The 14,617-nt window shown below is 67.1% G+C and carries 13 protein-coding genes; 8 read left to right on the forward strand and 5 right to left on the reverse strand.

The window, feature by feature from the left end:
- Positions 1-118 precede the first annotated feature (118 nt).
- Together ACTOWJ_RS13605 and ACTOWJ_RS13610 are read left to right on the forward strand one after the other, a co-directional pair.
- Complete coding sequence (locus tag ACTOWJ_RS13605; RefSeq protein ID WP_441335170.1) at positions 119-634, forward strand: RNA polymerase sigma factor; 516 nt, start codon at positions 119-121, stop codon at positions 632-634.
- 67 nt (positions 635-701) lie between these two features.
- On the forward strand, positions 702-1,454 hold the full coding sequence (locus ACTOWJ_RS13610; RefSeq protein ID WP_441335171.1) for an anti-sigma factor family protein: 753 nt from the start codon (positions 702-704) through the stop codon (positions 1,452-1,454).
- A gap of 33 nt (positions 1,455-1,487) precedes the next feature.
- On the opposite strand, the gene ACTOWJ_RS13615 is transcribed toward ACTOWJ_RS13610, so the two are convergent.
- Complete coding sequence (locus tag ACTOWJ_RS13615) at positions 1,488-1,979, reverse strand: hypothetical protein (protein WP_441335172.1); 492 nt, start codon at positions 1,977-1,979, stop codon at positions 1,488-1,490.
- A gap of 215 nt (positions 1,980-2,194) precedes the next feature.
- Positions 2,195-5,920 carry an indolepyruvate ferredoxin oxidoreductase family protein gene (locus ACTOWJ_RS13620; protein WP_441335173.1) on the reverse strand — a complete coding sequence of 1,242 codons (3,726 nt, stop codon included), beginning with the start codon at positions 5,918-5,920 and terminating at the stop codon, positions 2,195-2,197.
- 226 nt (positions 5,921-6,146) lie between these two features.
- Between ACTOWJ_RS13620 and ACTOWJ_RS13625 the strand changes: the two genes are divergently transcribed.
- From ACTOWJ_RS13625 to ACTOWJ_RS13640, 4 genes are all read left to right on the forward strand, one after another.
- Positions 6,147-6,587 carry a hypothetical protein gene (locus ACTOWJ_RS13625; protein ID WP_441335174.1) on the forward strand — a complete coding sequence of 147 codons (441 nt, stop codon included), beginning with the start codon at positions 6,147-6,149 and terminating at the stop codon, positions 6,585-6,587.
- A 335-nt stretch (positions 6,588-6,922) separates the two neighbouring features.
- On the forward strand, positions 6,923-7,861 hold the full coding sequence (locus ACTOWJ_RS13630; protein ID WP_441335175.1) for a hypothetical protein: 939 nt from the start codon (positions 6,923-6,925) through the stop codon (positions 7,859-7,861).
- Positions 7,862-8,129: 268 nt separating this feature from the next.
- Positions 8,130-8,654: a DUF6985 domain-containing protein gene (locus ACTOWJ_RS13635; protein ID WP_441335176.1), complete on the forward strand. Its 525-nt coding sequence runs from the start codon at positions 8,130-8,132 to the stop codon at positions 8,652-8,654.
- A 47-nt stretch (positions 8,655-8,701) separates the two neighbouring features.
- Entirely contained in the window at positions 8,702-9,184 is a 483-nt protein-coding gene (locus ACTOWJ_RS13640) for a hypothetical protein (protein ID WP_441335177.1), read from the forward strand.
- 51 nt (positions 9,185-9,235) lie between these two features.
- On the opposite strand, the gene nagA is transcribed toward ACTOWJ_RS13640, so the two are convergent.
- From nagA to ACTOWJ_RS13655, 3 genes are read right to left on the reverse strand one after another with little or no spacing between them, the layout of a single operon-like run.
- Positions 9,236-10,369, reverse strand: a complete 1,134-nt coding sequence (nagA, locus tag ACTOWJ_RS13645; protein ID WP_441335178.1) for an N-acetylglucosamine-6-phosphate deacetylase — start codon at positions 10,367-10,369, stop codon at positions 9,236-9,238.
- A 13-nt stretch (positions 10,370-10,382) separates the two neighbouring features.
- Positions 10,383-11,393 carry an SIS domain-containing protein gene (locus ACTOWJ_RS13650; RefSeq protein WP_441335442.1) on the reverse strand — a complete coding sequence of 337 codons (1,011 nt, stop codon included), beginning with the start codon at positions 11,391-11,393 and terminating at the stop codon, positions 10,383-10,385.
- A gap of 35 nt (positions 11,394-11,428) precedes the next feature.
- The gene (locus tag ACTOWJ_RS13655) at positions 11,429-12,181 is read right to left on the reverse strand and encodes a GntR family transcriptional regulator (protein ID WP_441335179.1); all 753 of its coding nucleotides are present in this window, start codon (positions 12,179-12,181) and stop codon (positions 11,429-11,431) included.
- A gap of 148 nt (positions 12,182-12,329) precedes the next feature.
- Here ACTOWJ_RS13655 and zwf point away from each other — a divergent pair, with 148 nt between their 5' ends.
- Entirely contained in the window at positions 12,330-13,847 is a 1,518-nt protein-coding gene (gene zwf / locus ACTOWJ_RS13660) for a glucose-6-phosphate dehydrogenase (protein WP_441335180.1), read from the forward strand.
- On the forward strand, positions 13,831-14,583 hold the full coding sequence (gene pgl, locus ACTOWJ_RS13665) for a 6-phosphogluconolactonase (RefSeq protein WP_441335181.1): 753 nt from the start codon (positions 13,831-13,833) through the stop codon (positions 14,581-14,583). Before zwf ends, pgl begins: the two co-directional genes overlap by 17 nt.
- The last annotated feature ends 34 nt before the right edge of the window (positions 14,584-14,617 follow it).

The raw sequence follows: 14,617 nt of genomic DNA on the forward strand, positions 1-14,617 counted from the left end.
GGATGGGCTGCGATATGAGTACGACGCGCGAGGACGCGGCTTATTCCGTCGGCCGCGGAATAAACTGCGGCCAGTGGCGTCTCACTCAGGACAGCCCCTCCTCAGCCGGTTCCCGCCCATGTCCGCCAGCGAACTCGATGCCGCCTTGCGCGAACAGCTGCCCTCGTTGCGGCGGTTCGCGCGCTGGCTGGCGCGCGATCCGCACGCCGCCGACGATCTGGTCCAGTCCGCGCTGGAGCGCGCGATCGTGGGTTGGAGCGGCCGCCGCGACGAGCAGGCGCTGCGGCCATGGCTGTTCGCCATCGTCTATCGCCAGTTCCTGGACGGGCAGCGCCGCTCGCAGCGTTACGCCGGGCTGCTTTCGCGGCTGGGCATCGGCGCGCCCGACAGCCAGCCTTCGGCCGAGCGCGAGTTGCTCGCGCGCTCCACCCTGGAGGCGATGCGGCAGTTGCCGGTCGAACAACGCAGCCTGCTGCTGTGGATTTCGGTCGAAGGCCTGAGCTATCAGGAAGTGGCCGACATCCTCGAGGTTCCGATCGGCACGGTGATGTCGCGCTTGTCGCGCGCGCGCCAAGCGCTGCGCCGGCTCAGCGACGGCGAGATCGTGGCGCCGGCGTTGAGGTTGTTGAAATGAGCGCGTCGCCGGTTTCCGCGTATCGAAGCTCCCGTTCGTTCACCGTTCCGACTCAGCCGAGCGTTTCATGAGCACGCCCCCGACCGAACACGATCTGCATGCCTACATCGACGGCCACCTGGACGCGCCGCGCCGCGCCGAGGTCGAGGCCTGGCTGGCGCGCCAGCCCGAACGGCTGGCCGAAGTGCAGGCCTGGCAGCGCGATGCGCAGCAACTGCGCGCGGCCTTGGCCGGCGAGGCGCTGGGCTCGGCGCCAGAGCTCGATCCCGCGCGCCTGCGCGCCGGCCTCGGCCGTCGGCGCCTAGCGCGCTATGCGATGGCCGCGGCGCTGCTGCTGAGCATCGGCGTCGGCGGTATCGGCGGCTGGCAGGCGCGCGAGTGGGCGCGGCCGGAAGCGCCCGCGCTCGCCGTCGCACCGATGGCCGATGCGATCCAGGCGCACCGCCTGTTCGCGGTGCGCCACGATCTGCGCCCCGACCGCGCCGCCGATCTGCAGCCATGGCTGGACGCCAACTTCCGCGAACCGATGAAACTGCCCGATTTGAGCGGCGCGGGCTTCACCCCGATGGGCGGGCGCATGCTCGCCACCGATCAGGGCGCAGCGGCGCTGGTGGTCTACCAAGACGCCGGCGGCAACGCGATCAGCTTCTACATCCGTCCGCCCGGGCCGCGCCGCCATCTGCTGCCGCGCGGCGATCGCCGCGACGGCGACCTGCTCGCCCAGTACTGGTCGCGCGGCGGCTACAACTACGCGATGGTCAGCCGCGACGATGCCGCCAGCGCCGCGGCGGTCGCGCGCGCGCTGAAGGTAGCGATCTGATCGGGCCGCCGCTTTGGACGCGGCCGCGCCCGACTACGGGATGCAGACCACCGACAAGGTCTTGATCCGCTGGGGCGGCGCCGAGTCGGCGTCCAGGTTCAACTGCAGCCAGCACGACTCGTCTTCGACGTAGTACTCGACCGCATCGTCGACCGGCGCGGGCGGCGCGCCGCGGCCCAGCCGCGCATGCGCCTGTGCGAGCGTCTGCCCCGGGCACACGCCCGACGGCGTGCAGCGCCGCGGCGAAGTGCTGCTCAGGCCGGCCACCTTGTCTTCATCGAAGAAGGTGATGTCCAGGCCGGGGTAACGGAAGATGTAGTCGTGATCGTCGGGCTGGCCGATCGTTTCGCCGGGCTTGCCCAACGTCTTCTTCACCTTGGCCTGCGTGTCGCCCAGGACGATGCCGGCGAACGACAGCTCGCTGAGCGCGATCCGGGGCGGACGCGGCGGCGTCGGCGTGGAGGGTGCCGCCGCGATCGCGGCGGGCAGCAGGCACAGCAGCACAAGAGAACAGCTCGGTCGCATGGGTGTCGTCCTTGTCGTGTCGATCGGCGAAGCGTAGCGCGTGCGCGTCCGTCGGTACCCGCGGCGATGCGGATCGGACGGTCGCCTGCCCGGCATCGTACAACCCTGGCGCGCGGCTTGGGTCGCGCCGAAAACGACCGAGGCCGCTTGCGCGGCCCCGGTCTTGCTCGTTGCCTTCAGACCTGTCTCCAGGCCGCGGCCGTGGTCGCCGCGTGTCAGGCCGCCTGCACGATCCGCAACGGATTGCCGAATTCCTTCAACAGCTCCGCCTCGCGCGCCTTGGCCTTGTGCAGATGGTCGTCCTTGACGTGGCCGTAGCCGCGGATGTGTTCGGGGATGCTGGCGATCTCCGCGGCCAGGTCGACGTTGCCGCCGTCCAGCGCGCCGAGCAGGCCGCCGACGGTCTGCTCGTAATCGGCGATCAACTGGCGCTCCATCTTGCGTTCTTCGGTGTAGCCGAAGATGTCGAAAGTACCGCCGCGCAACTTGCGCAGCTTGGCCATCCACTTGAACGCGGTGAACACCCAGGGCCCGAATTCCTGCTTGATCAGGCGTCCCTGCGCGTCCTTCTTGGCCAGCAGCGGCGGGGCGAGGTGGAACTTGAGCTTGTAGTCGCCGTCGAACTGCTGCTCCAGGCGGCGCTGGAATTCGCCGCTGGTGTACAGACGCGCGACTTCGTACTCGTCCTTGTAGGCCATGAGCTTGAAGAAGTAACGCGCGACCGCTTCGGCCAGATCGGTCGACCCCGGCGCGCGCTTCTGTTCGGCTTCGCGCACCTGGGCGACGAAGTCGGCGTAACGCCTGGCGTAGGCGGCGTCCTGGTACTCGGTCAGGAACGCGACGCGGCGCGAGATCAGCTCGTCGAGCGAACGCGACAGGCGCAGATCGTCCAGCGGCAGGAAGGAGAGGTTGTCGCTGTCGGCCTGCGCCCCCGTTCCCGCTTGCGGGAACGGATTCGAGCTCGGTAAGTGGCGCAACTCGTCTTCGTTGCGCGTGGCGCGCGGCGCCGAGGTCGCGCCCCATTCGTTGCCTTCCCACTCGCCCGGCGCCAGATGCGGCAGTTCGTGCGGGGTGGCTTCGGCCTGGGTCTGCACCTTGCGGGTCACGCCGGCGGCTTCGGCCACCGCGCGCGGATCGATCGCGGCCAGGCGGCCCCAGGCGAAGGCGGTCTTGTTCATCTCGATCGCCGCGCCGTTGAGCTCGACCGCGCGCATCAGCGCGTCGAACGCGATCGGCACCAGGCTGCGTTGCCAGGCGTAGCCGAGGATGAACAGGTTGGTGGCGATCGCATCGCCGAGCAGCGCGGTGGCCAGCTGGGTCGCATCGACGATCAGCGGATCTTGACCGCCCAGCGCCTGCTTGATCGCGGCGACGATATCCGTGGCCGGGAACTGCATGTCCGGACGGGTGGTGAAGGTGCCCGGCATCGCCTCATAGCTGTTGAGCACGACCTGGCTGCGGCCGGCGCGCACTTTCGACAGCGCCCAGTAATCGTTGACCACGACCATGTCGCAGCCGAGCACGAGGTCGGCTTCGCCCGCGGCGATGCGCACCGCGTGGATATCGGCCGGCGTCTTGGCGATGCGGATGTGGGTGGTGACCGCGCCGCCTTTCTGCGCCAGACCGGTCTGGTCGAGCACGCTGGCGCCCTTGCCTTCCAAGTGACCGGCCATGCCGAGCAGCGCGCCGATGGTGACCACGCCGGTACCGCCGACGCCGGTGATGAGGATGTTCCAGGGCTGATCCAGCGAAGGCAGCGGCGGCAGCGGCAGGTTGTTCAACCGGTCCTTGGCCGAAGAGGCCTTCTTCTTCTTGAGGCCGCCGCCTTCCACCGTGACGAAACTCGGGCAAAAACCGTTCACGCAGGAATAGTCTTTGTTGCAGTTCGACTGATCGATCTCGCGCTTGCGGCCGAACTCGGTTTCCTTCGGCAGCACCGACACGCAGAACGACTTCTTGCCGCAATCGCCGCAGCCTTCGCAGACCAGGGTGTTGACCATCACCCGCTTCTGCGGATCGACCATCTTGCCGCGCTTGCGGCGACGGCGCTTCTCGGTGGCGCAGGTCTGATCGAAGATCAGCACGCTGGTGCCCTTGACCTCGCGCAGGCGCTTTTGCACCGCGTCGAGTTCCTTGCGATCGTGGAATTCCATGTCGCTCGGGAAGATCTCGCGCTTATTCCACTTGGCGATGTCGTCCGACAACAGCACGATGGTGTGCACGCCTTCGGAGCGCACCTGATGGGCGATCTGCGGCACCGACAGCGTTCCGTCGACTGGTTGGCCGCCGGTCATCGCGACCGCGTCGTTGTAGAGAATCTTGTAGGTGATGTTGACGCCGGTGGCGACCGACTGGCGGATCGCCAGCGAGCCGCTGTGGAAATAGGTGCCGTCGCCGAGGTTCTGGAACACGTGCTCGGTCTCGGTGAACGCCGCCTGCCCCGACCAGGTCACGCCTTCGCCGCCCATGTGGGTGAAGGTGTTGGTGTCGCGGTCCATCCACGTCACCATGTAATGGCAACCGATGCCGCCGAGCGCGCGCGAACCTTCCGGCACCACGGTCGAAGTGTTGTGCGGGCAGCCGGAGCAGTAATGCGGCACGCGCGGGAACGAGGCGCGCGGCAGCGCCAGCTCGCTTTCCTTTTCCTCCATCCAGCGCAGCACGTTCTCCATCTGCTCGGAGTTATGGAAGCGCTGGATGCGGCGGGCGATCACGCCGGCGATGCGCGCCGGGGTCAGCTCGCCGGTCGAGGGCAGGATCCACTCGCCGCTTTCGTCGTACTTGCCGACGATCGACGGACGGCGCTCACCGTCCCAGTTGTACATCGATTCCTTCATCTGGCTTTCGATGAAGGCGTGCTTTTCCTCGACCACCAGGATGTCGTCCAGGCCGCGCGCGAACGCGCGCAGGCCGACCGGTTCCAGCGGCCAGGTCATGCCGATCTTGTACACGCGGATGCCCAGGTCCGAGCACGCGCGCGCGTCCAGACCCAGGTACTCCAGCGCCTGCAACACGTCGAGATAGCTCTTGCCGGTGGTGATGATGCCCAGTCGCGCGTTGGGCGAATCGATCACGATGCGATCGATCTTGTTGGCCCGCGCGAACGCCTGCGCGGCCTTGACCGCGTACTGGTGCAGGCGCATTTCCTGATCCATCGGCGGATCGGGCCAACGGATGCTCAGCCCGCCCGGCGGCAGGATGAAATCCTCCGGGGTGAGGATGTTCAGCGCGAGCGGATTGACGTCGACCGAGGCGGAGGATTCCACCGTCTCGGCGATCGTCTTGAAGCCCACCCAGCGGCCGGTGTAGCGCGACATGGCCCAGCCGATCAGGCCCATGTCGAGGATGTCCTGGACGCCGGCCGGGTTGAGGATCGGCATCATCGCGCTGGTGAACTCGCCCTCCGAGCCGTGCGGCAGGGTCGAGGACCGGCAGGCGTGATCGTCGGCAGCCAGCGCCAACACACCGCCGTACTTGCTGGTGCCGGCGGCGTTGGCGTGCTTGAGCACGTCGCCGGTACGGTCCACGCCCGGACCCTTGCCGTACCACATGCCGTACACGCCTTCTACCTTGGCGCCGGGGAACAGGTTGGTCTGCTGGGTGCCCCAGACCATGGTTGCGCCCAGGTCTTCGTTGAGGCCCGGGGTGAACTTCACGCCCGAGGCTTCCAGATGCTTGCGCGCGCGCCACAGCTCCAGGTCGAACCCGCCCAGCGGCGAACCGCGGTAGCCGGAGATGAAACCGGCCGTGTTCAGCCCCGCGGCCTGATCGCGCAGGCGCTGCATCAGCGGCAGGCGCACCAGCGCCTGCACGCCGGACAGATAGATGCGGCCTTCCTGACGGGTGTACTTGTGCTCGAGGCTGTAATCCGGATCGAGGACGGAGTTGGTCAGGGACGTATTCGCCGACGAGGGCGAGCTGAGTTCTGCGGTGCTGGTCATGGCGGGCTCTCGCGGCGGTGCCGCGGGTTGGCTGGCGGGGCGTTTCGGCAATCCGTGCGGGTCGGCGGTGGCGCGCCGGGGACCGAGCAAAGACTCGGAATTATAGCAATCATGCGCAATCCGGCCGCCAGGGCGACTGGATGTGCCGGGAAGCACGGGTCTGGGACGACCGTCGTTATCCTGAATGCGAGGCCGGACCGGCGTCGGCCGGAGATGGGGGCGATCGATGAAGTTCTTTCTGACGATGTATAGCAACTGGGCGGCCAAGATCGACCACGCCTTGCGCCCGGTGGAGCGGCTCGAGGAGTTTTTCCAGAACCGTCATTACGGCGAGGGGCTCAAAGACATCCGCGTCATGTTGATGTGCTGCGACGCGCAAACCGCGTCTTCTCAGCGCCATCGCTACCACAAGGATCGTGCCGCGCTCAGCATGGATGTGATGCTCGACCTGGACCGGTTCATCGCCGCAACTCACGCGCAGCGACGGCAATGGATTTACGACGCGATGCTGGAAGAAATCCCACGCATCATCCGCAAGAAAAAACTCAAGGATTTCGATCTGGATGCGTTCCAGGCCGATCTGCGCACTCGCCTGGGCCAGCAGTTGCTCGGACCCGACGCGGCGCGCTTCGATCATCTGGTGTTGGAGCGGGCTACCGGATTTTGAGAGCTTGGCGCCGATCTCGCCGCGCCATGCAGACATCGTCAGAACCCGGCATCCAGCCATGCAGGCTCGAAACGTCAGCGGCCGTGGTCCCAATCGCCAACCCCGGCTCCTGTGAGCGCCGAGACTTCCGGGCCGCAATGCTGCGAGCTCTCCGGCTGCCGGCCAAGTTCGTCCCTGTAGAGGAGGGCGGCCCGGTCGGAGGCTTCTGCGACGAATGGCACATTTAATGCGGTGCAGTTAGCATTGCTTTACGGCCGGGGGGAAAACGGCCGAGAATCCGCGCCGCCGGCACGTCCCGGTTCGGGAGCGGGACGACTTAAACACAGGGGGACATCGTGAAAATTACTCTGCTGGCCGGCGCGATCGCGCTGGCTTCCATGCCGGCTGTCGCCAAGGACAAGCTGATTCCGCTCGCCGCCGCCGATGCGGCCGCGCTCAAGGACAAGACCGTCGCGGTCACCTTCCACGAGGCGCCGGACTTCAGTGCGATGACCGCCGGCAAGGCCGGCTTCGGCCTGTTCGGCGTGGCGGCGATGATCAAGTCGGGCAACGACATGGTGCGCGAGAACGGCATCGCCGATCCGGCGATCCTGGTGCGGCAACAGCTCGGCGAAGCGCTGCGCCAGACCTACGGCGCGCAGGTCCAGGCCGTGGACACCACCGCGACCAAGGCCAAGAAGCCCAAGGAAATCGCCACGCTTCATCCGCAAGCCGACTACGTGCTCGATGTGCGTTCGGGCGGTTGGATGTACGTGTACTTCCCGACCGACTGGAACAACTACCAGGTGGTCTACTCGGTCCAGGCGCAGTTGGTGTCGAAGGACGGCCGCCAGGTGTCCAACGCGGCCTGCACCGCCAACAGCAAGGCCAATAAGACGCCGCCGACCCGCGAACAGTTGCTCGCCGACGGCGCCAAGTTGATCAAGGACTACACCACCGCGATGGGCTGGAACTGCGTGCAGGTGCTGGCGACCAATCAATTCATGGTGCCGCTGGACAAGTTCGCCGGCGTGCCGCAGCCGTACGCGGGCTTGATCGCCAGCTTCACGCCGGAAGGCCAGGCCACGGTCAAGGTCGCGGCCGGCGATGCGGCGCCGGTCGCCGCCACCGTGCCTGCACCGACAGTCGCGTCCGCGCCCGTGCCCACGCAGACCGCCGAAGTCACGGTCGCGGCGTCCGCTACGGTCGCCGCACCGATCGCGCCTGCAGCGCCGGCCGCCGCGCCCGCGGCGCCGGTACAGCCGGTGCCGGTCAAGTCCGAAGGCGACAACTGAGCCCGTGCGCTCGCGAATCGGTCCGCACGCGGACCGGTTCGTGGCGACCGGCGGCGGCATGCGAGTTCGCTTCGCGGACTCGCATGCGTTCATGCAAACGTGTCGCCCGCGCAACACGCTTGCGCTAGGCTCCGGGGTCGCGCGCTGTGGCCTTCGCCGCGAGCACGCCGGCCGCGAATGAAATCCGTCTGTCGTGGGCGATGTCTGCTGCCGACACAATCGGAGATGTCTGATCCCGGCCGCCGCCCGACCCATGGAGTAGCCACCGATGCCCAGCCGTTCTTCCAACGACGCCGCGACACTGTTCGAAGCCCGCTGCAGCCAGCCGCTGGCCTTGTCGATCCTCGGCGGCCACGAATGCGAACTGGTGCCCGAAGGCTACGACGAGGACGAGGCGCCGGAGGACTTCCACGCCGCGGTCGAGGCCTTCATCGCCAGTCCGCATGCGGTGCTGCTCGCCGCCAGCGATGCGGTGCATGCCTACTACCGCGACATCAACGCGCACTTCAAGCCCGGCGATCCGGCCTATCTGCAGATCGCCACGCCGGCCGAGGTCTGGCGACACGTGCAACTGGGCTTCGAGGCCATGGTCGAGCGGCGCGCGCACGGCGATGGCGGCGTATACATTTCGCTGGAATGCAACTGCGACTGGGAACCCGAGCATGGTCTGCAGATCGTGTTCAAGGGCGGTAGACAAGTGAGCAAGGTCGGTCCTTACGACGGCCATCTGAGCAATGCCGACGCGTATGCGGACGAGCGCCTGGAACACCTGGTGTACCGCGCGCAGTCGTAACGGCCGGTGCGGATTACGTGCGATGCAGGGCTCGATGGAGTAATGCGATGCACGAGTATCGAATCACCAAATACGATCCGGCTTTGCGCGACGACTCCGGCGCTTATCTCGGCGAGGCTTGGACCTCGATCGGCGATATCGGCCGATCGTTCGACGGCGTGGTCTTGACCGAAGCCGAATATCGGCGCGTCGAAGCGGCCTATGTGGATACCGCCGTGGAGTTCCTGCACGAAGCCGGTGTCGCCGCATTGACCGTGCGCGGACTGGAGAATCACCGCGATGCGCCGATCGCATTCGGCGAAGGCGCCGCGCTGCCGTTGGAGCAGGTCGGCGATTGGCTGCGCCGAATGTTGCGCGAACAGTTCTGGTGCAGGTTGGAAAGCGACGACGCCTTCGTGCATGTCGGCTACGACTACTACCTGTATGTGGGCGTCGCCGGGCCCTGCCCGCGCGCGCTGCGGTCGGCGGCCGGGCGGGGCTTGTTCGTCGAGGCGTTCGCGTCGCCGTATGGCGCGATTACCAAGGATTGAGCCGCATCCGGTATGCCGCCGGACAGGTGCGGTGTTGCGCCACCAATCGGGTTAGCGCGATCCGCCGATCCAGCTGTCGGTCACGCGCAATTGCGGGTCCAGCGCGACCAGATCGGCGCGATAACCGGGCGCGATGCGGCCGAATTCGTGGCCCAGGCCGAGAAACTCGGCCGGATAAGTCGAGGCCATGCGGCAGGCTTCGTCCAGCGGCAGACCCAGGCGCTGCACGGTGTTGCGCACGGCGCCGGCCATGTCGAGCGAGGAGCCGGCCAGGGTGCCCTCGGCGGTGGTGCACTTGCCGTCGCGGCAGGTCATGGTCTGACCGTACAGCACGAAGTCTTCGCTGTCGCCGCCGACCGGCGGCATCGCATCGGTGACCAGCATGATCTTGCCGCGCGGCTTGGCGGCGATGGCGATGCGCAGCGAGGCGTCGTGCACGTGTTCGCCGTCGACGATCACGCCGCACCAACTGTTCGGATCTTCGATCGATGCACCCACGCCACCGGGTTCGCGGCTGGCCATCGGGGTCATCGCGTTGTACAGATGGGTCACGCCGCGCACGCCGTGGGCGAAGGCGTCGCGCAGACGGTCGTAGTCGGCGGCGGTATGGCCGGCGCAGACCAGCACGCCGCGCGCGGCCAGGGCCTGCAAGGTGTCGTTGCCGAAGCGCTCGGGCGCGAGCGTGAGCATGGTCTTGCCGACGCCGAGCGAGGCGACCAGGTTCAGTTCGTCCTCGCTCGGGGTGTGGAACTTGTCCGGGTCGTGCACGCCCTTGCGCGCGGCGGCCAGGTAAGGGCCTTCCAGGTGGATGCCGAGAATGCCCGGCACGTTCTGCCGCATCGCTTCGCGCACCGCGTCGATCGCGCGCACCATCACCGCGACGTCGTCGCTGATCAGGGTCGGCATCATCCCGGTGGTGCCGAACTTGCGGTGCGCTTGGGCGATGCGGCGCAGGCCGTCGACCGTGGGCGCGTCGTTGAACAACACGTCGCCGCCGCCGTTGACCTGGGTGTCGATGAAACCGGGCACGAGGTAGCGGCCTTGCAGATCGATGGCTTGCGCGCCGTTCGGCGCCGCGCCGTGCACCACCGCGACGATACGACCGTCCTCGACGATGACGCTCAGATCGGATTCGAATCCGCGCTCGCTGAGCACGCGGCCGTTGACGAAGGCGGTAGCGGACATGGCGATGGCTTCCTCAGACCGTCTCGGTGACTTTGTTCAGATGCGGCGGCAGGTCCGGATTGTGTCCGCGCGCGACCGACAGCGCGTTGACCGCCTTGTAGAAGCTGGCCACGGTGATCAACGGGGTCATCGCCGGATGCGAAGAGCGCGCCAGCGGCAGCGCATCGCCGCCGCTGATGCCCGGCGCGGCCAGCCACACCGGCGCGCCGCGTTGGCGGAACTCGCGTGCCACCGTGACCGTGCTGTCGCCGGTGCCGTCGTCCTGGGCGAAAGCGAGCACCGGGAAACCGGGGCCGACGATCGCCATCGGCCCGTGCTTGACCTCGGCGCTGCTGAAGGCCTCGGCGTGCAGGCCGCAGGTTTCCTTGAACTTGAGCGCGGCTTCCTGCGCCGCGCCCAGGCCCAGGCCGCGGCCGAGCACGAACAAGTTGCGCGCATCGATCAGGCCCTCGACCAGCGGCGACCAATCCTGTTTCGTCGCCTCGCGCAGCGCATCGGGCAGGGCGTGCACGGCGTTGAACAGGCCGGCGTCGTTGCTCCAGCGCGCGGTCAGTTGCAGCAGCGCGGCCAGCGAGCACAGATAACTCTTGGTCGCCGCGACGCTGGTTTCCGGGCCGGCGTGCAGGCCGAGCACGGTGTCGGCCAACTGCGCCAGCGGTGAGTCGATCACGTTGACCAGCGCGACCACGTGCGCGCCGGCGGCCTTGGCGATCTCGGCGTTGCGCAGCAGGTCCGGGCTCTTGCCCGATTGCGAGATCGCCACGAACAGTGCGCCGTCGAGTTTCGGCTTGATCGCATAGACCGAGCCGACCGACGGCGAGGCCGAGGCGGTGACCAAGCCCAACTGCGTTTCGAACAGGTATTTGCCGTAAGTCGCGGCGTGATCGGAGCTGCCGCGCGCGCAGGTGACGATGAAGCGCGGCGGTTGCGCGCGCAGGCGTTCGACCAACTCGTCGACGATGTCGGCATTGGCCTTGAACTGGCGGGCGACCGCGTCGCCGGCCTCGTCGGCTTCGGCGTACATGCGCGTGCTTGTGGCGTCCAGCAGGGTGTCGGTGCTCACGGAGTGGTTTCGCTCTGCAGTTCGGCGACGAAGTCGTAAGCGTCGCCACGATAGAAGGATCGGGTGAACTCGACGACGCGACCGTCGTCGAGGAAGGTGCGGCGTTCGATGAACAATCCAGGCGCGCCTTCGGGCAGGTTCATCAGCCGCGCCTGTTCGGCGTCGAAGGCGATCGCGCGCAGACGCTGCAGCGCGCGGGCAGGGCGGATGCCGAGCTTGGCGAAAGCTTCGTAGAGCGAGTTCTCCACCAAGTCAGGATTCGGAAGCACCGCTACAGGGACCACCGTCCGCTCGAGTGCGAGCGCCACGTTCTCGGCGGTGCGCAAGCGGTAGTAACGGATCACCTGCGCGCCGGGCGACAGATTCAGCGCCATCGCTTCTTCCGGCGTGACCTCGCCGACGCCGCGTTCGAGGAAGGTCGAACGCGGATCCAGTCCGCGCGCGCGCAGATCGTCGGTGAAGCTGGTCAGGCGCGAGAACGATTTGACGATGCGCTCGGCGACGAAGGTGCCGGCGCCCTGGCGCTGCACCAGCAGCCCGTCGGCGACCAGACCGGCGATGGCCTTGCGCACGGTGACCCGCGACAGCTCCAGCAACTTGCCGATCTCGCGTTCGCCGGGCAGGGCTTGGCCGGCGGTCAGTTCGCCGTTCTCGATCGCGTGCTGCAGGGTCCGGCGCAGGTGCTGATAGGCCGGCGCGCGTCGCGCGTCGGACTGGCGGCGGAATTCGCTTTCCAGATAGGCCTGCATGGCAAAAAGATACCAGTCGCAGACCATTGGCGGCAACAAAGGCTTGTCATGCGATTGTAACCAATTGATTTATAGTTAATTTGCCTGAGTGGTATCTTACTGGTATCTTTGCTGGTATGGTTCTATCCAGACCTGTCCGAGCCCGTCCATGAGCGTTTACTCCGTGCCGACTCCCTCGCAAGCCCCGCATCTGGCGCCGTTGGCGCCGTTCGATCTGGTGATTTTCGGCGGCACCGGCGACTTGGCCCTGCGCAAGCTGCTGCCGGCGCTGTTCCACCGCTACGCCGACGGCCAGATCGTCGCCGGCACCCGCATCGTCGCCATCGCCCGCGACGAACGCAGCGACGACGACTACCGCGCCAAAGTGCGCGATGCGCTACGCAACTTCGCCGGCGATCAGGCCCAGCGCACCGAGTTGCTCGATGGTTTTCTGGGCTTGCTGCTGTACCGGCGCCTGGATCTGAGCTCGGACAACGGCTGGCCCGAGTTCTCCGCCGAATTCGCCGAAGCCGAGCGGGTGCGGGTGTTCTACCTCGCGGTCGGCCCGGACTTGTTCGGTGTGGTCGCCGACCGTTTGCAGTCGCACGGCTTGGTCAATCCCAAGACCCGCGTGGTGGTGGAAAAGCCGCTCGGCAAGGACGGCGTCAGCGCCGATGCGATCAACGATGCGCTGGCGCGGGTGTTCGCCGAAACGCAGATTTTCCGCATCGATCATTACCTCGGCAAGGAGACGGTGCAGAACCTCACCGCGCTGCGCTTCGGCAATGCCTTGTTCGAACCGTTGTGGAAGGCCGAGCACATCGACCACGTGCAGATCACCGTGGCCGAAACGGTGGGCGTGGAATCGCGCGCGCCGTACTACGACAAATCCGGCGCGCTGCGCGACATGGTCCAGAACCATCTGTTGCAGCTGCTGTGCCTGGTGGCGATGGAGCCGCCGTCCTCGCTCGCCGCCGATTCGATCCGCGACGAGAAATTGAAAGTGCTGCGCGCGCTGCGCCCGATCGTCAACGGCAACGCCGCCCAATCCACCGTGCGTGGCCAGTACAAGGCCGGTGCGGTCGACGGCACGGCGGTGCCGGGTTATGTGCAGGAACTCGGCGCGCAGTCGCTCACCGAAACCTTCGTCGCGATCAAGGCCGAGGTGAAGAACTGGCGTTGGGCCGGGGTGCCGTTCTATCTGCGCACCGGCAAGCGCCTGGGCGAACGCGTGTCGGAGATCGTGGTGACCTTCCGCCAGGTGCCGCATTCGATCTTCGAAGATTTGACCGAACAAGATCCGTCCAGCCGCCTGCAACCCAACAAGCTGGTGCTGCGTCTGCAGCCCGACGAGGGCGTGAAGCTGTGGCTGATGAACAAGGTGCCCGGCCCCGGCGGTCTGCGTCTGCGCCACGTGCCCTTGGACATGAGTTTCGCCGCGGCCTTCGGTGGTCGCCAGGCCGACGCCTACGAGCGTCTGCTGATGGACGTGGTGCGCGGCAACCCGATGTTGTTCATGCGCCGCGACGAAGTCGACGCGGCCTGGAAGTGGATCGACCCGATCCGCGCCGCATGGGCCGCCGGCGCCGAGGCGCCGCGTCCCTACACGGCCGGCAGTTGGGGTCCCAGCGCCGCGGTGGCGCTGATCGAACGCGATGGGAGAACGTGGCATGAAGATGCAGGCTGAGCTGAAAGTGATCGAACCGGTGCCGCTGCCTTTGCACGAACGTGTGTTCGACGACGGCGAACAGCTCGCCCAGGCCCTGGCCAAACAGGTCGCCGCCGATCTGCGCGGGGCGCTGGCGCGCCACGGCGAGGCGTCGATCGCGCTATCGGGCGGCAACACGCCCAAGCGTTTTTTTGAAGTGTTGTCGGCGCAGACCCTGGATTGGGCGCGGGTGACCGTGCTGCCGATCGACGAGCGCTGGCTGCCGCCGGAGCATCCGCGTTCCAACGAACGGTTGCTGCGCGAACATCTGTTCAAGAACAACGCCGCGGTGGCGCGACTGCTGCCGATGTACCGACCCACTGAAACGCCGGAAATGGCGCTGATGCCGGTGCTGACCAAGATCGCCAACGAAGGCCTGCCGCTCGACGTCGCCGTGCTCGGCATGGGCGACGACGGCCACGTGGCTTCGTTGTTCCCCGATCTGGGTTACGACAACCCGGCGTTGCGCGAGATCGGCCTGCAACCGTGCGGCCGCGCGCCGGTGATGTCGGTGCGCACCGCGGCGATGCCGGAGCCGCGCATGACCCTGACCTTGAGCGCGATCTTCACCGCGCCGGCGATCTATCTGCATATCGAAGGCGAGAAGAAGCGCGCCGTGCTCGAAGGCGCGCAGCGCGATCCGCGCTGCACCCTGCCGATTCGTTCGGTGTTGAGCGGCGCGCCGATGGCGCCTACTTTGTATTGGAGTCCGTGATTCATTGAGGCGCGCAGTCGCTGCGGTCCGTCGA

The sequence above is a fragment of the Lysobacter sp. CA199 genome (assembly GCF_052078715.1).
In the GTDB taxonomy this organism is placed as follows: Bacteria; Pseudomonadota; Gammaproteobacteria; order Xanthomonadales; family Xanthomonadaceae; genus Lysobacter.